Origin of the sequence: Janthinobacterium sp. LPB2021202312-11-4 (genome assembly GCF_037049705.1) — a bacterium.
Taxonomy (GTDB): Bacteria; Pseudomonadota; Gammaproteobacteria; order Pseudomonadales; family Pseudomonadaceae; genus Aquipseudomonas.
In genome coordinates this window covers 19161-42916 of the sequence record NZ_JBAGKV010000029.1, presented here as the reverse complement: position 1 = coordinate 42916, position 23756 = coordinate 19161, and the positions used below count along the sequence as shown (strand labels likewise).

Below are 23756 nucleotides of genomic sequence, written 5' to 3'. Positions count from 1 at the left end.
TCAATCCAGTAAAGAAAGGGTGACAGGCGTCAGGTGATTGTCTTCGACGCGCACTTGCAGTTCGCCATTGCCCAGTTTGGCTTTGAGGCGCTGGCCATTGTGGGTCTGCTCGGCGCTGCGGATCGCGTTGCCGCGCTCGTCCAGCAAAATGCTGTAGCCACGGGCGAGGGTCGCCAGTGGGCTGACCACTTGCAGCGTCTGCACCTGGCTTTGCAGTTGCAGGCGACGGCTTTTCAGCCCTTCGCGGATGGCCCGGGGCAAGCGTTCGGCGAGGCTGTCGAGGCGTTGGCGCAACATCGCCAATTGCCGGCCCGGATGTTGTCCGGCGAGTCGGGTTTCCAGGCGAATCAAACATTCGCGGCGGGTATTGAGGCTGCGCTCGAAGGCGCGACGCATACGCATGTCCAGATCGTCCAGGCGTTGCGCTTGCTGACGCAAACGTTCGCCGGGATGGCGCAAACGTCGGGACATGCCTTCCAGGCGCAGGCGATCACGCATCAAGCGATCACGAATGCGCATCACCAAACGGCGGTGCAGGCTTTCGACCCGGCGCACCAGGTCACTTGAGTCCGGCGCCAGCAGTTCAGCGGCAGCGGAAGGCGTCGGGGCGCGAACGTCGGCCACGAAGTCACTGATCGAGACGTCGGTTTCATGCCCGACCGCGCTGACAATCGGCGTCACGCAGGCATCCACGGCGCGGGCCACGGCTTCTTCGTTGAAACACCAGAGGTCTTCCAGCGAGCCGCCGCCACGGGCCAGGATCAACGCGTCGAAGCCCCGGGCGTCCGCCAGTTTCAGGGCGCGGACAATCTGCGCCGTGGCTTCGCGGCCCTGCACGGCGGTCGGGATCAGCGTCAGTTGTACCTGCGGCGCCCGACGGCGGAACACGCTGATGATGTCGCGGATCACCGCGCCGGTGGGCGAACTGATGATGCCGATCCGTTGCGGATGCGCTGGAAGCGGCACTTTGCGTTCGGCACTGAACAGGCCTTCGGCGCTGAGCTTTTCTTTCAGCGCATCGAAGGCCAAGCGCAGGGCGCCGTCACCGGCAGGCTCCACGGTGTCGAGGATCAGTTGATAGTCGCCACGGCCTTCAAACAGCGAAACCTTGCCGCGGACTTTGACCGCCAGACCGTCCTTCAACGCTTGGCGAACTTTGGTGGCGTTCTGCCGAAACAGCGCGCATCGAACCTGGGCGCCGCTGTCCTTGAGGGTGAAATACACATGGCCGGACGCCGGGCGGGCGAGGTTGGAGATTTCGCCTTCGACCCAGATATTGCTGAACACGTCTTCGAGCAACACCCGCGCGCGGCCGTTGAGCTGGCTGACAGTCAGGACTTCACGGTCCAGGCCGAGTCTTGCAAAGGGATCTTTAATCATGGGGCGCATGATAAAGGCATTCTCCAAGGGATTGCACGATCCCCGGTAGGAGCTGCCGAAGGCTGCGATCTTTTGATCTTGATTTTCGACGCAATTGAAATCGCTGAAGATCAAAAGATCGCAGCCTTCGGCAGCTCCTACAGGGATTGGATGAATTGTTGGACCAATGCGCTGGGGTTTTGCCGGCAGGCGAGGGCGACCGTGCTTTGGCAATCCGGGTTGGCCAGCGTCAGGAAATGGATGTCGGGCGGCGCGATGTCGCGCATGGATTCCGGCAGCAGGGCGATACCGAACCCGGCCTGGATCAATTGCAGTTGCGTGGTTTTGCGCGACACCACCCGGGCAGCCTTGGGGAAGAAGCCCTGGCGCATGCACAACTCGGCAGACAAATAGCTCAAGCCGCCGCGCTGTGGGTGGGGAATGGAAATAAACGCCTCATCCTTCAACTGCGCCAGATCGATGCCTTGCCCTGAGTTATCCACAGCCAGTCGATGATTGGGCGGCACGGCCAGCAGCAAGCGCTCGCTATATAAAGGCACAATCTGTACACCTTCACGCTGACGCAGAACCGGCAAGCGCAGCAGGCCGACATCCAGCCGACCTTCGGCCAACTCCTCCAATTGCGCCTCGGAGGACAGTTTGACGATGTCCATGGACACGCCGGCGTGCTGATCCAGATACGCGCTGATGCCTTTCAACAGGCGGCCGCTCATCGGTACGGTGCTGGAATGGCTCAGGCGCAAGGTGCCGAGTTGGCCGTTGCCGACCTGGGTCGCCAGGTCGCTGGCTTTGGTCAACTCAAGCAACAGGTTTCTGGCCCGGGGCAAAAATGCTTCGCCGGCGGCTGTCAGTCGCGGCTGGCGTGCGGTGCGTTCGAACAGGGGCGTTTGCAGGCGAGTTTCCATGTCCTTGATCTGTCGGCTCAGGGCCGACTGCGCAATAAACAGGCGTTCGGCCGCAGCGCTGAAACTGCCGCACTCGGCGATTTCCACGAAGTAACGCAATTGGCGGGTTGAAAGCACGAGGCATGCCTTTTCGAGATGGGTTGGCGACGTTGAAGATATTAGTCGCAACCCTCGGCGCTGGCTAAAGTCATCAGAGGAATTCAAGGAACGCCTGCCAATGAATGTGTTTGAGATGTTGAGCCAATGGCCGTTCACCGCGACGGACTGGCTGGTGATCGGGCTGGGCATTGCCTTGGCTTATATCGTGTTTGGCATTGCCGGTTTTGGTACCGCGCTGGTGGCGGGGCCGATCCTGATCCTGTTTATGCCGCTGTCGAAAATCGTGCCGTTGCTGGTGCTGCTGGATTTCGTCGCGGCGTTCGGCAATCTGCTGCCCTCGCGGCGGGACGTGGCCAAGCCCGAGCTGCTGCGACTGCTGCCGTGCATGGCGGTGGGCTGCACGCTGGGGGTGATTTTTTTGTTGAACCTCAAGTCCGATCTATTGCTGCTGTTGATGGGGCTGTTTATCAGTACCTATGCGGTTTACAGCCTGTGGGTCAAAGCCCGTCCGACGCAGTTGTCCGCCGGTTGGGCAGTGCCGATGGGGACGGTGGGCGGGATGTTCGGCGCGTTGTTTGGCAGTGGCGGCTTTTTATATGCGATCTATTTGAACAGTCGCCTGCCCAAGGACGCGGCCCGGGCGACCCAAAGTGCGCTGATCAGTTGCAGCACCGTGGTGCGTTTGAGCCTGTTTGCCGTCGCGGGGGTGTATGCCGAGCTACCCTTGTTGGTATTGGCCGTGTGCTTGTTGCCGGCCATGGCGCTGGGGTTGTGGATTGGTCGGCGGTTGACGATGAAACTGTCCCGGGAGGCGTTCGTGCGGCTGGTGACCTGGTTGGTGCTGGCCAGCGGGATTGCCTTGATCGGGCGGTATTTGAGTACTTGACCTGAACGTGTCAGGGATTAAGCTGCCGGCCGTCAGATCGAATCGCGGGCAAGCCTTGCTCCTACAGATTCGGAGTCGCTCGATCAATTGGCGACGATATACATTCTGTAGGAGCAAGGCTTGCCCGCGAAGGCGTCATCCGCCACGCCGCAGAAACATCCCATTCGACGCAGCAGGCTTGCACCATGAATTCCCAAAGCATCATCGTCCCGAAAATCTCCACACTGCCGGTGCACGAACCCCGGGCCCGGGCGATCGTGCGGTGGCTGGTGCGCAAGAACATTGTCAAAGAAGAACTGACCACCTGTGGCCGTACCGGCAATCGCATGGGTTACGCGCTGGCCGACGGCGCGCGAGCGGTGGTCCTGCACCCCGAAGCGTTGCCGTTCGGCGAGCCGATCAATGGCCTGGAAATCATCACCAAGCGCTGCATCTACACGCCGGCCAAGGGTTTCCTGGGAGAAGCAGGGTGCGCCGAGTGCCGCAAGGAAGTCGGCGAAGCGCTGTTTGAAAGCCTGGAAGAGTGGATGCCGGGGCGCACCGATAACTTCACCTGCCCCGAGTGCGGGCATGAAGATGACATCAACGGGTTTCTGTTTTTGCAGGAGTGCGGATTTTCCAACCTCGGTTTCATCTTCAACAACTGGGCCGAGGCGGGGTTCAAGCAGAGCTTTATCGATGAGTTCGCCGATTGGCTCGACCAGCCCGTGAGCTGGGTGAAAGTCGAACTCTGATCCCCGTAGGAGCTGCCGAAGGCTGCGATCTTTTGATCTTGATTCTCGACGTAATTGAAATTGCTGAAGATCAAAAGATCGCAGCCTTCGGCAGCTCCTACGAAAAGCTAGAGGACGCGCATATCCGCTCGATAATTCCCGTATATCAGTAATGCCAATAATAGACAGAGTTTTACATTGAACCCGAGGGGGTGTCTGACTATAATGGCGCGCTTCCATTTTCCCGCTCGGGAGCCCCCGCGATGCTGCGTATCAGCCAAGAAGCTCTGACATTCGACGACATTCTCCTAGTGCCTGGTTATTCCGAGGTGCTTCCTAACGAAGTCAGTCTCAAGACCCGCCTAACCCGTGGCATCGAGCTGAATATTCCTCTGGTTTCCGCTGCCATGGACACCGTCACTGAAGCCCGTCTGGCAATTGCCATGGCTCAGGAAGGTGGCATCGGCATCATCCACAAGAACATGACCATCGAGCAGCAAGCTGCCGAAGTTCGCAAGGTCAAGCGTTACGAAGCCGGCGTGGTCAAGGACCCGATCACCATCGAGGCTGACGCCACGGTTCGTGAACTGTTCGAACTGACCCGCCTGCACAACATCTCCGGCGTTCCGGTCCTGCACGATGGCGACCTGGTCGGCATCGTCACTTCCCGTGACGTGCGTTTCGAAAATCGTCTGGAAGCCACTGTCCGCGAAGTGATGACGCCTAAAGAGCGTCTGGTCACGGTCAAGGAAGGCGCCGACAAGAACGACGTCCGCGAGTTGTTGCACAAACACCGTATCGAACGCGTTCTGATCGTCGACGACAAATTTGCCCTCAAAGGCATGATGACCGTCAACGACATCGAAAAAGCCAAGGCTTACCCGCTGGCCAGCAAGGACGATCAAGGTCGTCTGCGTGTTGGTGCTGCGGTCGGCACCGGTAAAGACACCGGCGATCGCGTTGCGGCACTGGTTGCTGCCGGCGTTGACGTGGTGGTGGTCGACACCGCTCACGGTCACTCCAAAGGCGTGATCGACCGCGTTCGCTGGGTCAAACAGAATTTCCCTGAAGTGCAGGTCATCGGCGGCAACATCGCCACCGGCGCTGCCGCCAAGGCCCTGGCCGACGCTGGCGCCGACGCAGTCAAGGTCGGTATCGGCCCTGGTTCGATCTGCACCACCCGCATCGTCGCCGGTGTCGGCGTCCCGCAAATCAGTGCCATCGCCAACGTTGCCGCTGCCCTTGAAGGCACTGGCGTGCCGTTGATCGCCGACGGCGGCATCCGTTTCTCCGGTGACCTGTCCAAGGCCATCGTTGCCGGTGCTTCCTGCGTGATGATGGGCTCGATGTTCGCCGGTACTGAAGAAGCGCCGGGCGAGATCGAACTGTTCCAGGGTCGTTCGTACAAGGCTTACCGTGGTATGGGTTCGCTGGGCGCCATGTCCCAGGCTCAAGGCTCCTCCGATCGTTACTTCCAGGATTCCTCGGCAGGCGCCGAGAAGCTCGTACCGGAAGGCATCGAAGGGCGTGTTCCGTACAAGGGCACCCTGAGCGCCATCATCCATCAACTGATGGGCGGCCTGCGTTCCTCGATGGGCTACACCGGCAGTGCCGACATCGAAGAAATGCGCACCAAGCCTGAGTTCGTGCGGATCACCGGTGCTGGCATGGCCGAGTCCCACGTTCACGACGTACAGATCACCAAAGAAGCGCCAAACTACCGCGTAGGTTGAGCCTTCCAGCAATAAGTTAAGTAACCGGGGCTGTTCTATTCAGCCCCGAGTTGTTTCTGATTCACTAGACGAGACTGACTTCATGGCCCTCGACATTCACGCCCACCGCATCCTGATCCTCGACTTCGGTTCCCAGTACACCCAGCTGATTGCCCGCCGCGTGCGTGAAATCGGCGTGTACTGTGAACTGCATCCGTTCGACATGGACGACGAAGCGATTCGCGAATTCGCTCCAAAAGGCGTCATTCTCGCCGGCGGTCCCGAGTCCGTGCACGAAGCCAACAGCCCTCGCTGCCCACAAGCCGTGTTTGACCTGGGCGTGCCGGTCTTCGGTATCTGCTACGGCATGCAAACCATGGCTGAACAGCTGGGTGGCAAGGTCGAAGGTTCCGAGCTGCGTGAGTTCGGTTATGCCCGCGTTGACGTGGTTGGCAAGAGCCGCCTGCTCGACGGCATCGAAGACCACATCGACGCTGACGGCCTGTTCGGCCTCGACGTCTGGATGAGCCACGGCGACAAAGTCACCAAGATGCCGCAGGACTTCCACATCCTGGCCAGCACCCCGAGCTGCCCGATCGCTGGCATGTTCAGCGACGAGCGCGGCTACTACGGCGTGCAGTTCCACCCGGAAGTGACCCACACCAAGCAGGGCGGTCGCATCCTCTCGCGCTTCATCCTCGACATCTGCGGCTGCGAAGCCCTGTGGACGCCTTCGAAAATTGCCGAAGACGCCATCGCCAACATTCGCGCCCAGGTCGGCACCGACAACGTCCTGCTCGGCCTGTCCGGCGGTGTGGACTCCTCGGTGGTTGCCGCGCTGCTGCACAAAGCCATTGGCGACCAACTGACCTGCGTCTTCGTCGACAACGGCCTGCTGCGTCTGCACGAAGGCGAGCAAGTGATGGCCATGTTCGCCGAGAACATGGGCGTCAAGGTGATCCGCGCCAACGCTGAAGACCAGTTCCTGAACAACCTGGCTGGCGAAAGCGACCCAGAGAAGAAGCGCAAAATCATCGGCCGTACCTTCATCGACGTCTTCGATGCCCAGTCCAATAAACTGGACAACATCAAGTACCTCGCCCAAGGCACCATCTACCCGGACGTGATCGAGTCGGCTGGCGCCAAAAGCGGCAAGGCCCACGTGATCAAGTCGCACCACAACGTGGGTGGCTTGCCGGAAGAGATGAACCTGAAACTGGTCGAGCCGCTGCGCGAACTGTTCAAGGACGAAGTCCGTCGTCTGGGCCTGGAACTCGGCCTGCCGTACGACATGGTCTACCGTCACCCGTTCCCGGGCCCGGGCCTGGGCGTGCGGATTCTCGGTGAAGTGAAGAAGGAATACGCCGACCTGCTGCGTCGCGCCGACCACATCTTCATCGAAGAACTGCGCAAGGCCGACTGGTATCACAAAGTCAGCCAGGCGTTCGTCGTGTTCCAGCCGGTGAAATCGGTTGGCGTGGTGGGCGATGGCCGTCGTTACGCCTGGGTCGTGGCCCTGCGTGCCGTGGAAACCATCGACTTCATGACCGCGCGTTGGGCACACCTGCCTTACGAACTGCTGGAAACCGTGTCCGGCCGCATCATCAATGAAATCGAAGGCATCTCCCGCGTCACTTACGACGTGTCGAGCAAGCCGCCAGCGACGATTGAGTGGGAGTGATCCCCGCTGTAACTGATCGTCCGTAACACCCAAAAGGCCCCGTGAATGCACATTCACGGGGCCTTTTGCGTTTCAGCGCCGCGCCACATCCGAGAAGTAAAACTTATCCAGCGTATGCCGCGATTCGGTGTACTCGAACTGCCGGCCGTCCTGCAAAAACGTCTGGTTACTGACCACGATCACATGGCTTTGGCCGTCGAGGTCCAGATGCTGCTGATCGTCCTTGCTGCGTTTGACCGCTTCGATGGTGCGCTGGGCGTAGGCGATTTGCAGTTGCAGGGTCTGTTCGATGAAGGCGTAGATCGACTGTTCGGCGATGTCCCGGGTCAGGCCCGGAATCACATCGCTGACGAAATGGTTGATGTCGAGGATTACCCGTTTGCCGTCGATTCGCCGTACGCGCTTGATCCGCGTGATCAGGCTGCCCTCGTCGGCCTGGATGTGCTCCAGCAGCGCGCCCTCAAGGGGGATCTGATCGAACTCGACCACTTCGGTGCTGACGTCGTTGCCCAACCGTGGGTAGGTTTCCTGGAAGCTGACGATGCCGCCCAATTGAAATTCGATCGGGTTGGTCGACAGCACGAAGGTGCCCTTGCCGTGGACTTTCTGGGCGAAGCCACGCTCCTGCAATTGCTCGATCGCCTTGCGCACGGTGCCGCGACTGGCCTGGTAGCTGTCCATCAGTTCGGTTTCGGAGGGCAACCGGGCGCCGCGTTCCAGACGTTCGGTGGTAATGCTGGCAAGCAGATCGGTGTAGATCTGGTTGTATTTACTCATGGGGATGGCTCTATGCCGCGCTGTACTCAAGGTTTCGAACCTTAAGGGCAGGGTAGGGCTTTGTCCATGCGGCAATAGGTTTCTTTGACTTCGGAGGTAGGAAATGTCGCCGCCGGTCGGGTTCAAGATAAACAAATTCAAACTCGTCTGTACGAGTTGTTGCTTTAACTCGTACAGACGAGTACTTTTCGCTTCGGCGTGCTGCCAATAACAAAAAACTACAGCGGAAGAACAAGCATGAGCCACGACTATCCGAATATCGCCAGCGAGCTGCTCCGCAGCCTCGGTGGCAGCGACAACCTCGAGCAGGCCGCGCACTGCGTCACGCGCCTGCGCCTGGCCCTCAAGGACCCGAGCCTGGTCAACAGCGCTACGCTGAACCAGATCGATCTGGTCAAGGGCTCGTTCTTTACCGGTGGCCTGTACCAAGTGGTCATCGGCCCTGGCGAAGTGGAAAAGGTCTACGCCGAACTGCGCCGGCAAACCGGTCTCGCCGCGTCGACCATCGCCGACGTTAAACAAAAGAGCGCCGACAAAATCAACGCCATGCAGCGTCTGGTGCGGGTGTTTTCCGACGTGTTCATGCCGATCCTGCCGGCGCTGATCATTGCCGGCCTGCTGATGGGCATCAACAACCTGATCGGCGCCAAAGGCATGTTCATCGAGGGCAAGACGCTGCTTGAGGCCTACCCGAGCCTCGATGGCGTCTGGAGCCTGATCAACCTGATGGCCAACACCTCGTTTGTGTTCCTGCCGGCGCTGGTGGGCTGGTCGGCGGCCAAGCGATTTGGCGGCAGCGAAATCCTCGGCATCGTCCTCGGCCTGATGCTGGTACACCCGGACTTGCTCAATGCCTGGAACTACGGCAAGGCCGTGGCCGGGCTCGACGGTCAGAGCCTGCCGTACTTCGATATTTTCGGCTGGTTCAAGATCGAGAAGGTCGGTTATCAGGGCCAGATCCTGCCGATCCTGCTGGCGGCCTACGTCATGAGCGTCATCGAGAAATGGCTGCGGGCACGGGTGCCGAACGCGATTCAATTGCTGGTCGTGCCGATCACCACCATCGTCGTCACCGGCGTGCTGGCACTGGCGGTGATTGGTCCGGTCACCCGGCATCTGGGGATTCTGATCACCGAAGGCGTGGTCACGCTGTTCGACCTGGCTCCCATGGTTGGCGGCGCAATTTTCGGCCTGCTCTATGCGCCACTGGTGATCACCGGCATGCACCACATGTTCCTCGCCGTGGACTTGCAGCTTATTTCCACACAGGGCGGCACCTTTATCTGGCCGATGATCGTCATGTCCAACCTCGCCCAGGGCAGTTCGGCGCTGGCGGTGTTCTACATGACCCGCAACGTGCGGGACAAAAGCATGGCCTCGACCTCGGCGATTTCGGCGTACTTCGGCATCACCGAGCCGGCGATGTTCGGCGTCAACCTGCGCTACAAATTTCCGTTTTATGCCGCGCTGATAGGCTCGGCGCTGGGCTGCATCTTCCTGTCGCTGAACAAGGTCCAGGCCTCGGCCATTGGCGTCGGTGGCTTGCCCGGTTTTATCTCGATCATTCCGCAATTCATTCCGATGTTCGTGATCGGCATGTTGATTGCCATCGTCGTGCCATTTGTTCTGACCTGCGGGTTGAGCATGAAGATTGTCCGGCCCGGATACCGGGTCGCCTGACCGATTGCTATTGCCCGTAGGAGCTGCCGAAGGCTGCGATCTTTTGATCTTCAGCGATCTTGATTGCTTCGGGAATCAAGATCAAAAGATCGCAGCCTTCGGCAGCTCCTACCGGGTTTGTACAAAATTCAAGAAGGAATCACGCCATGCAAGACTGGCAACGTTCGGTGATCTACCAGATCTACCCGAAGAGTTTTCACAGCCACGCCGGTAACCCCACAGGTGATTTGCTCGGCGTCGTGGCCAAGCTCGATTACCTGCACTGGCTGGGCGTCGATTGCCTGTGGATCACGCCGTTCCTGCGTTCGCCCCAGCGCGACAACGGTTACGACATCAGCGATTACTACGCCATCGACCCGAGTTACGGGACCATGGCCGACTGTGAATTGCTGATCGCCGAGGCCGGCAAGCGCGGCATCAAGCTGATGCTCGACATTGTGGTCAACCACACCTCCATCGAGCACACCTGGTTCCAGCAGGCCCGCAGCAGCCTCGACAACCCGTACCGCGACTTCTACATCTGGCGCGACCAGCCGAACAACTGGGAATCCAAGTTCGGCGGTTCGGCCTGGGAGTACGAAGCCCAAACCGGCCAGTACTTCCTGCACCTGTTCGACCACACCCAGGCCGACCTGAATTGGGACAACCCGCAGGTGCGCGCCGAAGTCTTCAAGATGATGCGGTTCTGGCGCGACAAAGGCGTGGGTGGTTTCCGCCTCGACGTAATCAACCTGATCTCCAAACCGGCGGATTTCCCCGAGGACAACAGCGACGGTCGGCGCTTCTACACCGACGGCCCGAACGTCCATGAGTACTTGCAGCAAATGCACCGCGAAGTGTTTGAAGGCCACGACCTGATCAATGTCGGCGAGATGTCCTCCACCAGTCTCGAACACTGCATTCGTTACTCGCGGCCGGAATCGAAAGAGCTGTCGATGACGTTCAACTTTCATCACTTGAAAGTGGATTACCCGAACCTGCAAAAGTGGATTCGTGCCGATTTCGACTTCCTCCAGCTCAAACGCATCCTCTCCGATTGGCAGACCGGCATGCAGGCCGGCGGTGGCTGGAACGCACTGTTCTGGTGTAACCACGACCAGCCGCGAGTGGTGTCGCGTTTTGGGGATGACGGCGAGCACCGGGTGCTCTCGGCGAAGATGCTCGGCACGGCGCTGCACTTCCTTCAGGGCACGCCGTTTGTGTACCAGGGCGAAGAGTTGGGCATGACCAACCCGGGCTTCGAGCGCATCGAGCAGTACCGTGATGTCGAAACCCTGAACATTCATCGCCTCAAGCGTGAGGCCGGTGTCAGCGATGCCGACAACATGGCGGCGATCATGCAGAAGTCCCGGGACAACGGCCGCACGCCGATGCACTGGAACGCCGAACCGAACGCCGGTTTCAGCACGGCCGAACCGTGGATCAGCGTGCCGGCCAACGCCGCGCAGATCAACGTCGCCAGCCAGCTCGACGACCCGGATTCGGTGCTGCATCACTACCGTCAGCTGATTGCCTTGCGCCGAAGCGAAGCGTTGATGTGCGACGGCGAGTACCGCCAGTTGCTGCCCGAACACCTGCAAATCTGGGCCTATGTGCGTGAAGGTGCCGGTGAGCGTTTGCTGGTGCTGAACAACTTCTACGGCACGCCGTGTGAAGTCGAATTGCCGGACCAAATCATCAGTGAGTCGATGACCCAACGTCGGGTGATCAGCAACTACCCGGACTGTGCACCGCGCAATGGGCAGGTATTTTTGCGGCCCTTTGAGTCGTTCGTGCTGCACCTGACCGACCACTAAACAACAGCGTTTTTAACAACACGCAGAACGCTGCGCGGGGGAGTTTTGCGCGCCGTTTTTGCTGCATCACACAATAAAAATAATGGGGTGGTTCTTGAAAACAACAATAAATCGCAGCCTTGTCGCCGCCGGTGTTTGCCTGGCGTTGCCGCTGTCGGCCCAGGCGCTGGAGTTCGCTGGCTACTTGCGCAGCGGCGTCGGAACCTCGGTCAACAGCGGCAAGCAGCAGTGCTTCCAACTGCCGGGGGCGCAGACCAAATACCGTTTGGGCAACGAATGCGAACAGTACGCCGAGCTTGAATTGCGCCAGGATCTTTACACCCTGGACGACGGTTCGGTGCTGAGCGTCGACGGCATGGCGTCGTTGTATAACCAGTACGACAAGGACCTGACCTTCAACGGTGACAACGGCTCGGTGCGCATGCCGCAGATGTATGCGCAATGGTCGAACCTGCCGAGCCTCAATGGCGGCTCGTTGTGGGCCGGTCGGCGTTACTACAAACGAAATGACATCCATATTTCCGACTTCTATTACTGGAACCAGAGCGCCACTGGCGGCGGTATCGAGGACGTGAAAATCGGTGATCTGAAGTACAGCTACGCGCTCTCGCGCAAGGACAACCTGTACCAGAAGGACTACATCAACCGGCACGACTTCAACGTCGCCGGGTTCCAGACCAACCCCGGCGGCGAGCTGGAGCTGGGCCTGAGCTACATCGACAAACCCGACAGCCGCGACGCGCACCGTGGCTGGGCGATTACCACCCAGCATGTGCAGAAAGGTTTTCTCGGCGGCAAGAACAAACTGGCCTTCCAGTACGGTGAAGGCCCCGGCACCGGGTTGGGCTATACCGGTAACGTGAAGCTCGACGACAGCAACAAAAGCTATCGGGTGGTGGAGTTCTTCGACTGGCAGGTGACGCCGCGTTTTGGCGGGCAGATCGAAGCGGTCTATCAGAAAGACATTCGCCCGGACGGCGCCGACCAGAACTGGATTTCCCTTGGCGTGCGCCCGGCGTATGCGATCACCGAGCAGTTCAAACTGGTGACCGAACTGGGCCACGATCAGGTTGAAGCACCGGGCGGGACGCGCAAGTTGAGCAAGTTCACCTTCGCCCCGACCTGGTCGCCCAAGGGCCCGGAATTCTGGGCGCGCCCCGAGGTGCGTCTGTATTACACCTATGCGAGCTGGAACGAGGCGGCGAAACGGGCGGCCAATGAACTGGCGGCGGGCTCGGCGTTGTCCGACACCGGCGTCTTCGGTACCGCGCGCCACGGTGCGAACGTCGGATTGCAGGTCGAGTACTGGTGGAAATAAACGCATAACCCCGGTAGGAGCTGCCGCAGGCTGCGATCTTTTGATCTTGATCCTCAGCGTTTTAAAGCCGCATAGAATCAAGATCAAAAGATTGCAGCCTTCGGCAGCTCCTACACGGGTATCGCAAGCGTCTTTTAAAAGAACAGATCAGCAGGTGACGTCATGGCCACACCCCAACCTTTGCAGCTGCATGCGCCACTGTCCGGCGTATTGATGCCTTTGGACCTTGTCCCCGATCCGGTGTTTTCCAGTCGGGTGATCGGCGATGGCCTGTGCATCGATCCGACTTCAAACACCTTGTGCGCGCCGCTGGCGGGAGTGGTCAGCAATGTGCAGGCCAGTGGGCATGCGATCAGCATCACCGACGAAAACGGGGTGCAGGTGTTGCTGCACATCGGCCTCGACACGGTGAACCTCGCAGGCAAGGGCTTCACCCGGTTGGTGGAGGAGGGTGAGCAGGTTGACGTCGGGCAGTCGCTGATCGAGTTCGATGCCGATTTTGTGGCGCTCAATGCCCGCAGCCTGTTGACGTTGATGCTCGTGGTCAGCGGTGAACCGTTCACGTGGCTGGTGCCTGAATCGGGTGTCGTAGACAACGGCCAACCGTTGCTGAGCGTGGACACCGCCGGGCCAATCACGGATGACGAGAAAACGCAGGACGGCGAAGCGCTGTTCTCCAAACCGGTGACCCTGGCCAACCCCAACGGCTTGCACGCCCGTCCGGCGGCGGTGTTCGCCCAGGCAGCCAAGCGATTTGCCGCGAGTATTTATCTGCATAAACAGCAGGAGAGCGTGAACGCGAAATCCCTGGTCGCGATCATGACCTTGCAGACCGCTCACGGTGACGTTGTGCAAGTCAGCGCGGCCGGCCCGGATGCTGAAGTGGCCATCAAAACCCTGGCCGAACTGTTGGTGAGCGGCTGCGGTGAAGCGGTCACGGCCCCGGTGGCGACGAACGAGGTTGCGGCGGCATCGTTGAGCGTGTTGCGTGGGGTTTGCGCGTCGGGCGGATCGGCGTTTGGCTACGTGGTGCAGATCGCTGAACACCCCCTGGACGTCATTGAACTCGGCACCACTCCCCAGGCTGAGCGCGACCACCTGGCCCGGGGCCTCGCCGAGGCGTTGGCGGCCCTGCAACAGTTGCGGGACAACGCTGCTGGCGAGGCCCAGGCCGACATCTTCAAGGCGCACCAGGAACTGCTCGAAGACCCGAGTCTGCTGGAAGTGGCTCAGGTGCTGATCAACGAAGGCAAAAGCGCGGGATTCGCCTGGCGCGCAGCCACCGAGTCGACGGCGACCTTGTTCAAAAGCCTGGGTAATGCCCTGTTGGCGGAGCGCGCGGCGGATTTGGCGGATGTCGGCCAACGGGTGCTCAAGCGAATCCTCGGTGTGCAGGACCGGGCCTTGGAGTTGCCGGAAGGCGCCATCGTGATCGCCGAACAACTCACGCCGTCCCAGACCGCCGGGCTCGACACCCGCAAGGTATTGGGGTTCGCCACGGTGGGCGGCGGCGCCACCAGTCACGTCGCGATCCTGGCCCGGGCCGCTGGTCTGCCAGCGATTTGCGGGTTGCCGGCCCATGTGCTGACCCTCGCCAACGGCACGCAGGTGTTGCTCGACGCCGACAAGGGCGAGCTGCACCTCGATCCGGATCTGGCGGTCATCGAACAATTGCACGCCAACCGCGAACGACACCACAAACGCCATCAACAGGACCTCGCGCACGCCTCGCTCGCCGCGTGTACCCGCGACGGTCATCACATCGAGGTGACGGCCAACGTCGCTTCGCTGGTCGAAACCGAACAGGCCATCAGCCTGGGCGGTGAGGGCGTCGGGTTGCTGCGTTCGGAGTTTCTGTACTTGGACCGCCACCACGCGCCGAGCCACGACGAACAGGCGTCCACTTACAGCGCCATCGCACGCGCCCTGGGGCCAACGCGCAATCTGGTAGTGCGCACCCTGGATGTCGGCGGCGACAAACCGCTGGCCTACGTGCCGATGGACAGTGAAACCAACCCGTTCCTGGGTATGCGCGGGATTCGCTTGTGCCTGGAGCGCCCGCAACTGCTGCGCGATCAGTTCAGGGCGATCCTGAGCAGCGCTGCACTGGCCCGTTTGCACATCATGTTGCCGATGGTCACGCAGCTTTCGGAATTGCGACTGGCCCGGCAACTGCTGGAAGAAGAGGCGCTGGCGTTGGGGCTTACGGCGCTGCCGAAGCTGGGGATCATGATCGAGGTGCCGGCAGCGGCGTTGATGGCCGATCTGTTTGCGCCGGAGGTGGATTTTTTCTCCATCGGCACCAACGACCTGACCCAGTACACCCTGGCCATGGATCGCGATCATCCGCGCCTGGCCAGTCAGGCGGACAGCTTTCACCCCTCGGTGCTGCGCCTGATCGCCAACACCGTCAAAGCGGCGCACGCCCATGGCAAATGGGTGGGCGTGTGCGGGGCGCTGGCCTCGGAAACCCTGGCGACCCCGTTGTTGCTGGGGCTGGGGGTGGATGAGTTGTCGGTCAGTGTGCCGCTGATTCCAGCGGTCAAAGCAGCGGTGCGTGAAGTGAACCTGACGGACTGCCAGGCCATCGCCCAGCAAGTGCTGGGCCTGGAAAGCGCCGAGCAGGTGCGCGAGGCGTTGCGCCTGTATCACGCGGCGACGGTCGATACTTCACTGGTTCTGGAGAACTGAGCATGTTCGAGAAAATGCAGCGGGCGTTCTGGAAGGCACTGACCCCGGACCTGGTGATGGATGAGCCGAAGACCGTGGTTACGGTTGTTCCGGGGTTGGCGCCAGAGATCGTGGCCGCGTTGGGCGGTGCGGATAACCTCAAGTCGCAGCAGCCCGTGGCGCTGACGCGGGTGCGGGTGGAATTGCGGGATGTGGGGCGGATGGATCGCCAGGCATTGAACAGGGCGGGAGTGCCGGGGGTCATGCTGTTCAATGATGGGGTTGTTCATCTCCTGTCAGGACTTGGGAGGTAGGTGAACCCGAAAGATCGCAGCCTTCGGCAGCTCCTACAGGGTGTAGGCCAATCCCATGTAGGCGCTGCCGAAGGCTGCGATCTTTTTCAAAAGTCTCACGCAGACTGCGGCCATCCGCCACCCCACCCTTACTGTTTCTCAACCGCAGGTGTATCGTATTCGCCTTTTGCGGGCCCCAGGCCCGTCGCTGATACGTGAGGTAGTTGAGTTCATGTCCTTTACCCGTCGCCAAATCCTCGGTGGCCTGGCCGGTCTTGTTGTCGTTGGCGTCGGAGCGGGGGGCGCGTCGCGTTACTGGCTGGGGAAAATGGCCGACGCCGAGGCGGGCCACGACTATGAACTGATCGCCGCGCCGCTGGACGTCGAACTGGTGGCCGGGCACAAAACCGAAGCCTGGGCGTTCGGCCCGTCGGCGCCGGGCACCGAGTTACGCGTGCGTCAGGGCGAATGGCTGCGGGTGCGTTTCATCAACCACCTGCCGGTGGCGACCACCATTCACTGGCACGGCATCCGCCTGCCGCTGGAAATGGACGGCGTGCCTTACGTCTCGCAGCTTCCGGTATTGCCTGGGGAATACTTCGACTACAAATTCCGGGTACCGGACGCCGGCAGCTACTGGTATCACCCCCACGTGAACAGCAGCGAAGAACTCGGCCGTGGCCTGGTCGGGCCGCTGATCATCGAAGAGCGCGAGCCCACCGGTTTCAAGTACGAAAAAACCTTGAGCCTCAAGAGCTGGCACGTCGATGACGAGGGCGCGTTCGTCGCGTTCAGCATTCCCCGTGAAGCGGCCCGTGGCGGGACGGCGGGGCGGTTGTCGACCATCAACGGCGTGCCCCAAGCGGTGATCGACTTGCCGGCCGGGCAAATCACCCGCGTGCGCTTGCTCAACCTCGACAACACCCTGACCTATCGCCTCAACATTCCCGGTGTCGAAGCGCAGATCTATGCGCTGGACGGCAACCCCATCGAACCGCGTCCATTAGGCAAGGAATACTGGCTCGGTCCGGGCATGCGCATTTGCCTGGCGATCAAGGCCCCGCCGGTCGGTGAAGAGCTATCCTTGCGCAACGGCCCTGTGCGTGTCGGCACATTCCGCTCGGTGGCCAACAGCGACGCGCCGACCGTGTGGCCGCCCGCGCTGCCCGCCAACCCGGTGGCCGAACCGGACCTGGCCAATGCCGAGAAACTCAACTTCAATTTCGAATGGGTGGGTTCGGTGTCGGTCAATGTCGATAACGGCAAGCCGCCGAGCCTGTGGCAAATCAACGGCAAGGCCTGGGACATCACCGACAAGACCTGCGCCGACCGCCCGATTGCCAAGCTTGAGAAGGGCAAAAGCTACATTTTCGAATTGAAAAACATGACTCAGTACCAGCACCCGATTCACCTGCACGGCATGAGCTTCAAGGTGATTGCCTCAAACCGGCACAAGGTCATTCCGTATTTCACCGACACCTACCTGCTGGGCAAGAACGAGCGGGCGCAAGTGGCGCTGGTGGCGGATAACCCGGGGATCTGGATGTTCCACTGCCATGTGATCGACCACATGGAAACCGGCCTGATGGCCGCCATCGAGGTGGCGTGATGCGTCAGATACGCCCGGCCGCGATCATCGACCGCAGCCGCGACCGCGACTTTATGCGCGAAGCCCTGGCCCTCGCCGCCCAAGGCGCGGCGCTGGGCGAAGTGCCGGTGGGCGCGGTGCTGGTGCAGGACGGGGAAATCATCGGTCGCGGCTTCAATTGCCCGATCAGCGGCAATGATCCGAGCGCCCACGCCGAAATGGTCGCGATCCGCGCCGCCGCCCTGGCCGCCAGCAACTATCGCTTGCCCGGCAGCACCCTCTACGTGACCCTGGAGCCGTGCAGCATGTGCGCCGGCCTGATCGTGCATTCGCGGATCGCCCGGGTGGTGTACGGCGCCCTGGAGCCCAAGGCCGGGATTGTGCAAAGTCAGGGGCAGTTCTTCACCCAGGGCTTCTTGAATCACCGGGTGTTGTTTGAAGGCGGGGTGTTGGCCGAAGAGTGTGGGGCGGTGTTGAGCGAATTCTTCAAGGCCCGAAGAGCTAGTCGAGACTGACATCGCCAAGATCGCAGCCTTCGGCAGCTCCTACATTAAAATGCGATCCCCGTAGGAGCTGCCGAAGGCTGCGATCTTTTGATCTTGCTTTTACTTGCGGGCCACGATCACCGCCCGCATCGGCGCCGGCAGCCCTTCAATGGTCTTGCTGTGATCCTCGGGATCGAGGAAATCGTTCAACGACTGAAACTTCATCCACTCCGTACCGCGCTGTTCTTCGACCGTGGTCACGCTGACATCCACACACCGCACATCCGTGAACCCGGCCCGCCGCAGCCACAACTCCAGCGCCGGCACCGACGGCAGGAACCACACGTTGCGCATCTGCGCATAACGGTCTTCCGGCACCAATACCTGCTGCTGATCACCTTCGATCACCAGGGTCTCCAGCACCAGTTCGCCGCCCTTGACCAGGCAATCCTTCAGCGCCAGCAAATGCTCGATCGGCGAACGGCGGTGGTAGAACACGCCCATGGAAAATACGGTGTCGAAGCCTTCCATGTTCGGCGGCAGGTCTTCGAACGGGAACGGCAGGTGCCAGGCATTCGGTTCGGACAGGTAACGCTGCACGGCCTGGAACTGGCAGAAGAACAGCCAGTTCGGATCGACGCCAATCACACTGTCGGCACCGGCGCCGAGCATGCGCCACATGTAGTAGCCGTTGCCGCAGCCGACATCGAGGATGCGTTTGCCCTTGAGGTCCAGGTGCGGCGCGACCCGCGACCATTTCCAGTCCGAGCGCCATTCGGTATCGACGTGCACGCCGAACAGGTCGAACGGCCCTTTGCGCCACGGCGACAGGCCCATCAACGCGGTGCGCATCTGCGCGCGGGTTGCATCGTCGCAATCGGTGTCCAGGGTCAGGCCGTTGAGCAAATCGACTTGGCTTGGCTGGATCTTCGGCAACGCGTCCAGGGCACTTTGCCAGCGCTCCAGGTCGCCGTGACCCTTTTCCATTTTCTTGTCGAGTTGCGCTTGCAGGGTGTTGGCCCATTCGGCCAGCGGCGTGCCGGCCAAACGGCGGGCGAGGGGGGACAGATCAATCATGGCAAGGCAATCAACGAGGCAAAGTTAAGACACTGGAACCACGGCACGACTTTCGAGAACCCGGCAGCCAACAGGCGTTCGCGGTGTTCTTCGAGGCTGTCAGGCTTCATGACGTTTTCGATGGCGCTGCGCTTCTGGGCGATTTCCAGTTCGCTGTAGCCGTTGGCGCGTTTGAACGCGACGTGCAGGTCGGTGAGCAACGCGTGTTCTTCCAGATCGTTGAAGCGCAGCTTCTCCGACAGGATCAGCGCGCCGCCCGGCAACAGCGATTGGCGGATACGCGAGAGCAACGCCGTGCGCTGCTGCGGGGCGATGAATTGCAGGGTGAAGTTCAGCGCCACCACCGAGGCGGGCTGGAATTCGAGGGCGAGGATGTCGCCTTCGATCACTTGCACCGGCAGCAACTCCTGGAACATCGAGTCCTGGCCATTGAGGTATTCGCGGCAGCGCTCGACCATTGCCGCCGAGTTATCCACAGCGATGACCCGGCAACCGTCGGTGCGCACATGCCGGCGCAACGCTTGGGTCACGGCGCCGAGGGACGAGCCGAGGTCGTAGAGCACGCTGTTGGGCTGGGCGAATTGCGCGGCGAGCACGCCGAGGTTTTCGACGATGGTCGGGTAACCCGGCACCGAGCGCTTGATCATGTCCGGGAACACCCGCACCACGTCCTCGTTAAAGGCGAAGTCAGGCACCTGGGCCAAAGGCTGGGCGAAAAGGCGATCGGGTTCTTTGCTCACGGCGGTTCCAGCGGCGTAGGTGGAAAAGGCCGGCATTTTAGCCAAATTGCCCGGGGGATGCGCGGGTTACCTGATAAACCGCCAAATCAAAAGATCGCAGCCTTCGGCAGCCCCTACTTTGGAATGCGATCCCCTGTAGGAGCTGCCGAAGGCTGCGATCTTTTCTCTCAGGCCAAAGGCGGTTTCGGACCAAACGCCGACGCCGTAATCCCCCATTGCCCCACCCAGTAACTCAGGATGATCACGTAAGGCGCCGCTTCGAACGGTACGACAAACCGACTGATCCCGATCACGCTGTCGGAAAACACAAACGCCACGGCACCTGCCGCCGCCAGCCACGCCGAGCGCCGGGGCACATCGCTGCCAAGCCGGGCCAGTGCGCGCCAGAGCATCGCGCTGATCGCCACACCGTAAACAATCACCGGCACCAGCAACGGCCCCAAGCCATGGGACATCAGAATCCCCAACAACACGGCACCGACGATCAGGGCCAGGACCAACGGCAACAACGCCAGCCGTCGGCAATCGCTCAAATACGCTTTCAAATACGCCAGATGCGCGACCAGAAACGCCCCCAGCCCAAACACAAACAAATCCCCCGGCCACGCCAGCAACACGTCACCGAGCAGAGAGAACATCAGCCCCAGGCTGATCCAGCGTCGATATTCAGTGGGCGGTGCGTCATGCAGCCAGCCGAGCAGCGCCAACACCGGCAACGGCTTGACCAACAGGCAGAGCAACGCCGCATGCACGCTCAGGCCATAGAGAAAGGTCACCGCGCCCATCAGCGCCAGAATCAGCCAACCCACGATCAGTTAACCGAAATTGCGCAATCGAAGGTTTGCACCGGCAACACTTCCGGCGCCCAGGGCTGCTGGGACGTCAGGCGCAGGCGCCCGGTGCCGGCGGCGAAGGCCTGGAAGCGCCAGGTGGAGAGGCCGGCGCTGCCGACGATGCCGGCGTCTTCCGGGTTGCTGTAGACCTCGGGGCTGAGTGCATGCAATACGCCGCCGGCCGAGTCCTGAATCGCCCAGCGGTAACCCGTGCTCGGGTTGCTGGGCAGGGTCAGGATCAGGTTTTGTCCGTTGCTCAGTTTCACCGGGCACTGGCTTTGTTTTTCCACGGTCACGTTCTGTTTCGGCTGCGTGGCACAAGCGGCCAGCAAGGAGAGGGCGAGGGGGACAAACAGGCGGGTGGGGGACATAAGGTCAGTGGCTCCGGCATTCACGACGAACGGCGAGCATAACTGAAGATGAGACAAAGTGTGACAGCGCTGGGAATGTGCGTTGTCAGTGCTGGCGCCTTCGCGGGCAAGCCTCGCTCCTACTGGAATTGTGTTGGTCGCAAAAAATATGAACGACACACAACCCCGTAGGAGCGAGGCTTGCCCGCGAAAGCAATCACCCAGGCACTACATGACTATCAGAACAATATCTTCGCCACGTCGGCAAAGCGCTTGGCGAAGTGCACGGTGATCCCTTCTTTCAGGTAGTCCGGCAATTCCTCGAAGCTGCCACGGTTAGGCTCCGGCAGGATCAGTTCGAAGATCTTCTGCCGCCGCGCCGCGATCACTTTCTCGCGCACCCCGCCAATCGGCAGCACATGCCCGGTCAGCGTCAGTTCGCCGGTCATGGCGATGCCTTTTTTCGGCGCCTGGTTGCGGGCGAGGGAGAGCAGGGCGCTGGCCATGGTCACGCCGGCGCTCGGGCCGTCTTTCGGGGTGGCGCCTTCCGGTACGTGGAGGTGGACGAAGGCGTCGTCGAAGAACTTCGGATCACCGCCAAACGACTTCAGGTTGGAGCTGACGTAGCTGTAGGCGATTTCCGCCGACTCTTTCATCACGTCGCCCAATTGCCCGGTGAGCTTGAAGCCACGGTTGAGGGTGTGAATCCGCGTCGCTTCAATCGGCAGGGTCGCGCCGCCCATGCTGGTCCAGGCAAGGCCCGTGATCACGCCGGTACCGGACAGCACTTGCTCGTTACGGAACACCGGATGGCCGAGGGAGGCTTCCAAGTCTTTCGGTCCGATCTTGATGGTGGCGTTCGGTTCGTCGATCAACTTGACCACGGCTTTGCGCACCAGTTTGCCCAGTTGTTTTTCCAACTGACGCACCCCGGCTTCGCGGGCGTAACCGTCGATCAGGGCTTTCAACGCGGTGTCGCTGATGGCCAGGCTGGATTTCGAGACGCCGGCCTTTTCCAGTTGTTTTGGCCACAGGTGACGCTTGGCGATGGCGATTTTTTCTTCGGTGATGTAGCCCGACAGGCGAATCACTTCCATCCGGTCGAGCAACGGGCCGGGGATCGAGTCCAGGGTGTTGGCGGTGCAGACAAACAGCACTTTCGACAGGTCCAGACGCAAATCCAGGTAGTGGTCGAGGAATTCGACGTTCTGTTCCGGGTCGAGGGTTTCCAGCAGCGCCGAGGCCGGGTCGCCCTGGTAGCTCTGGCCCATCTTGTCGATCTCGTCGAGCATGATCACCGGGTTCATCACTTCGACGTCTTTCAACGCCTGCACCAGTTTGCCCGGCTGCGCGCCGATGTAGGTGCGGCGATGGCCCTTGATCTCGGCCTCGTCGCGCATGCCGCCGAGGCTGAAACGATAGAACGGCCGGCCCAGGGATTCGGCGATGGATTTGCCGACGCTGGTCTTGCCCACACCCGGCGGGCCCACCAGCAGCACGATGGAGCCGCTGATCTCGCCTTTATAAGCACCGACCGCGAGGAATTCGAGGATGCGGTCCTTGATGTCGTCGAGGCCGGCGTGGTGTTTGTCCAGCACCTTGCGGGCGTGCTTGAGGTCGAGTTTGTCCTCGCCATACACGCCCCACGGCACGGCCGTCGCCCAGTCGAGGTAGTTGCGGGTGACCGCGTATTCCGGCGAACCGGTCTCAAGGATCGACAGCTTGTTCATTTCCTCTTCAATGCGTTTCTGCGCTTGAGGCGGCAACACTTTACCCGTCAGGCGTTGCTCGAACTGCTCGATGTCGGCGCTGCGATCATCTTTGGTCAGGCCCAGCTCTTGCTGGATGACCTTGAGCTGTTCTTTAAGGAAGAACTCGCGCTGATGCTCGCCGATCTTGCGGTTCACTTCGGCGGAGATTTCTTTTTGCAGGCGCGCGACTTCGACTTCCTTGCGCAGCATCGGCAGGACTTTTTCCATGCGCTTGAGCATCGGCACACAGTCGAGCACTTCCTGCAACTCGCCACCGGTGGCGGAGGTCAGGGCGGCGGCGAAGTCAGTCAGGGGCGACGGATCGTTGGGGCTGAAACGGTTGAGGTAATTCTTCAGCTCTTCGCTGTACAGCGGGTTGAGCGGCAGCAGTTCCTTGATCGCGTTGATCAGCGCCATGCCGTAGGCCTTGACCTCGTCGGTCGGCTCGGTGGGCTGGTGCGGGTATTCGACTTCCACCAGGTACGGTGGGCGATGGTGCTTGAGCCAGGTTTTGATCCGCACCCGGGTCAGGCCCTGGGCGACGAATTGCAATTTGCCGTTTTCACGACTGGCGTGGTGCACCTTGACCAGCGTGCCGTACTCCGGCAACGCGGCAGTATCGAAATGACGCGGATCTTCCTGGGGCGTGTCCATGTAGAACAGAGCCAAGGAGTGGTGATCGGATTTGCTCACCAGGTCCAGGGTTTCGGCCCACGGTTCTTCATTGACGATCACCGGCAGCACTTGGGCCGGGAAGAACGGGCGATTGTGGATCGGGATGATGTAAACCTTGTCCGGCAGGTTCTGGCCAGGCAGGGCGAGGCCTTTGCCGGTGGAGTGGTGTTCGATGTTATCGGTTTCGGCGTATTCGCTCGGGTCTTCCGGGAATTCTTGCTGGTCGCTCATGGGGCACCTGCGCAATGGGGTATGGGTCTTAGATGGGGCAGGTGGGGGGTGGTTTCAATGGCCGGGGATATTTCCGGTTGTGTGTTCAGGTTTTTGACAGCGTCGTCCCATCGAAG

Annotated in this window: 19 protein-coding genes; 11 read left to right on the top strand and 8 right to left on the bottom strand. The window is 60.8% G+C overall.

Translation table 11 applies throughout. From position 1 onward, the window contains the following. Together xseA and V5E99_RS24965 are read right to left on the bottom strand one after the other, a co-directional pair. A complete protein-coding gene (gene xseA / locus V5E99_RS24970; protein WP_499804903.1) occupies nucleotides 1-1389 on the bottom strand; it encodes an exodeoxyribonuclease VII large subunit in 1389 nt (462 codons plus the stop codon). 128 nt (nucleotides 1390-1517) lie between these two features. Then, complete coding sequence (locus tag V5E99_RS24965; RefSeq protein ID WP_499804902.1) at nucleotides 1518-2402, bottom strand: LysR family transcriptional regulator; 885 nt, start codon at nucleotides 2400-2402, stop codon at nucleotides 1518-1520. Nucleotides 2403-2502: 100 nt separating this feature from the next. On the opposite strand from V5E99_RS24965, the gene V5E99_RS24960 reads away from it, so the two are divergent. From V5E99_RS24960 to guaA, 4 genes are all read left to right on the top strand, one after another. Beyond that, entirely contained in the window at nucleotides 2503-3270 is a 768-nt protein-coding gene (locus V5E99_RS24960) for a sulfite exporter TauE/SafE family protein (protein ID WP_499804901.1), read from the top strand. A 185-nt stretch (nucleotides 3271-3455) separates the two neighbouring features. Further along, on the top strand, nucleotides 3456-4004 hold the full coding sequence (locus V5E99_RS24955; protein WP_499804900.1) for a hypothetical protein: 549 nt from the start codon (nucleotides 3456-3458) through the stop codon (nucleotides 4002-4004). Nucleotides 4005-4249: 245 nt separating this feature from the next. Next, nucleotides 4250-5716 carry an IMP dehydrogenase gene (guaB, locus tag V5E99_RS24950; protein WP_499804927.1) on the top strand — a complete coding sequence of 489 codons (1467 nt, stop codon included), beginning with the start codon at nucleotides 4250-4252 and terminating at the stop codon, nucleotides 5714-5716. Nucleotides 5717-5798: 82 nt separating this feature from the next. Then, nucleotides 5799-7376: a glutamine-hydrolyzing GMP synthase gene (guaA, locus tag V5E99_RS24945; RefSeq protein ID WP_499804899.1), complete on the top strand. Its 1578-nt coding sequence runs from the start codon at nucleotides 5799-5801 to the stop codon at nucleotides 7374-7376. 72 nt (nucleotides 7377-7448) lie between these two features. Here the strand turns inward: guaA and treR are convergent, their stop codons facing one another. Then, nucleotides 7449-8153: a trehalose operon repressor gene (gene treR / locus V5E99_RS24940; RefSeq protein ID WP_499804898.1), complete on the bottom strand. Its 705-nt coding sequence runs from the start codon at nucleotides 8151-8153 to the stop codon at nucleotides 7449-7451. 237 nt (nucleotides 8154-8390) lie between these two features. Here treR and treP point away from each other — a divergent pair, with 237 nt between their 5' ends. From treP to tadA, 7 genes are all read left to right on the top strand, one after another. Then, nucleotides 8391-9833: a PTS system trehalose-specific EIIBC component gene (gene treP / locus V5E99_RS24935; RefSeq protein ID WP_499804897.1), complete on the top strand. Its 1443-nt coding sequence runs from the start codon at nucleotides 8391-8393 to the stop codon at nucleotides 9831-9833. Between the two features lie 146 nt (nucleotides 9834-9979). After that, nucleotides 9980-11629, top strand: coding sequence for an alpha,alpha-phosphotrehalase (gene treC / locus V5E99_RS24930; RefSeq protein WP_499804896.1), 1650 nt, complete (start codon nucleotides 9980-9982; stop codon nucleotides 11627-11629). A gap of 94 nt (nucleotides 11630-11723) precedes the next feature. Beyond that, nucleotides 11724-12947 carry a maltoporin gene (locus V5E99_RS24925; RefSeq protein ID WP_499804895.1) on the top strand — a complete coding sequence of 408 codons (1224 nt, stop codon included), beginning with the start codon at nucleotides 11724-11726 and terminating at the stop codon, nucleotides 12945-12947. Nucleotides 12948-13109: 162 nt separating this feature from the next. Next, the gene (ptsP, locus tag V5E99_RS24920) at nucleotides 13110-15638 is read left to right on the top strand and encodes a phosphoenolpyruvate--protein phosphotransferase (RefSeq protein WP_499804894.1); all 2529 of its coding nucleotides are present in this window, start codon (nucleotides 13110-13112) and stop codon (nucleotides 15636-15638) included. A gap of 2 nt (nucleotides 15639-15640) precedes the next feature. Further along, a complete protein-coding gene (locus tag V5E99_RS24915; RefSeq protein WP_499804893.1) occupies nucleotides 15641-15931 on the top strand; it encodes a PTS sugar transporter subunit IIB in 291 nt (96 codons plus the stop codon). Nucleotides 15932-16142: 211 nt separating this feature from the next. Then, entirely contained in the window at nucleotides 16143-17519 is a 1377-nt protein-coding gene (locus tag V5E99_RS24910) for a multicopper oxidase family protein (protein ID WP_499804892.1), read from the top strand. Next, nucleotides 17519-18013: a tRNA adenosine(34) deaminase TadA gene (gene tadA, locus V5E99_RS24905; RefSeq protein ID WP_499804891.1), complete on the top strand. Its 495-nt coding sequence runs from the start codon at nucleotides 17519-17521 to the stop codon at nucleotides 18011-18013. Before V5E99_RS24910 ends, tadA begins: the two co-directional genes overlap by 1 nt. Nucleotides 18014-18103: 90 nt before the next feature. On the opposite strand, the gene cmoB is transcribed toward tadA, so the two are convergent. The 5 genes from cmoB to lon all read right to left on the bottom strand — a co-directional run bounded on the left by cmoB (nucleotide 18104) and on the right by lon (nucleotide 23640). Continuing rightward, on the bottom strand, nucleotides 18104-19060 hold the full coding sequence (gene cmoB / locus V5E99_RS24900) for a tRNA 5-methoxyuridine(34)/uridine 5-oxyacetic acid(34) synthase CmoB (protein ID WP_499804890.1): 957 nt from the start codon (nucleotides 19058-19060) through the stop codon (nucleotides 18104-18106). After that, nucleotides 19057-19800, bottom strand: a complete 744-nt coding sequence (cmoA, locus tag V5E99_RS24895) for a carboxy-S-adenosyl-L-methionine synthase CmoA (RefSeq protein WP_499804889.1) — start codon at nucleotides 19798-19800, stop codon at nucleotides 19057-19059. The genes cmoB and cmoA overlap by 4 nt, the downstream gene beginning before the upstream one ends. A 167-nt stretch (nucleotides 19801-19967) precedes the next feature. Further along, nucleotides 19968-20609 carry a lysoplasmalogenase gene (locus V5E99_RS24890; protein ID WP_499804888.1) on the bottom strand — a complete coding sequence of 214 codons (642 nt, stop codon included), beginning with the start codon at nucleotides 20607-20609 and terminating at the stop codon, nucleotides 19968-19970. A gap of 2 nt (nucleotides 20610-20611) precedes the next feature. Next, nucleotides 20612-21004, bottom strand: a complete 393-nt coding sequence (locus tag V5E99_RS24885; RefSeq protein ID WP_499804887.1) for a protease inhibitor I42 family protein — start codon at nucleotides 21002-21004, stop codon at nucleotides 20612-20614. A gap of 218 nt (nucleotides 21005-21222) precedes the next feature. After that, nucleotides 21223-23640, bottom strand: coding sequence for an endopeptidase La (gene lon, locus V5E99_RS24880; RefSeq protein WP_499804886.1), 2418 nt, complete (start codon nucleotides 23638-23640; stop codon nucleotides 21223-21225). Between the last annotated feature and the right edge of the window lie 116 nt (nucleotides 23641-23756).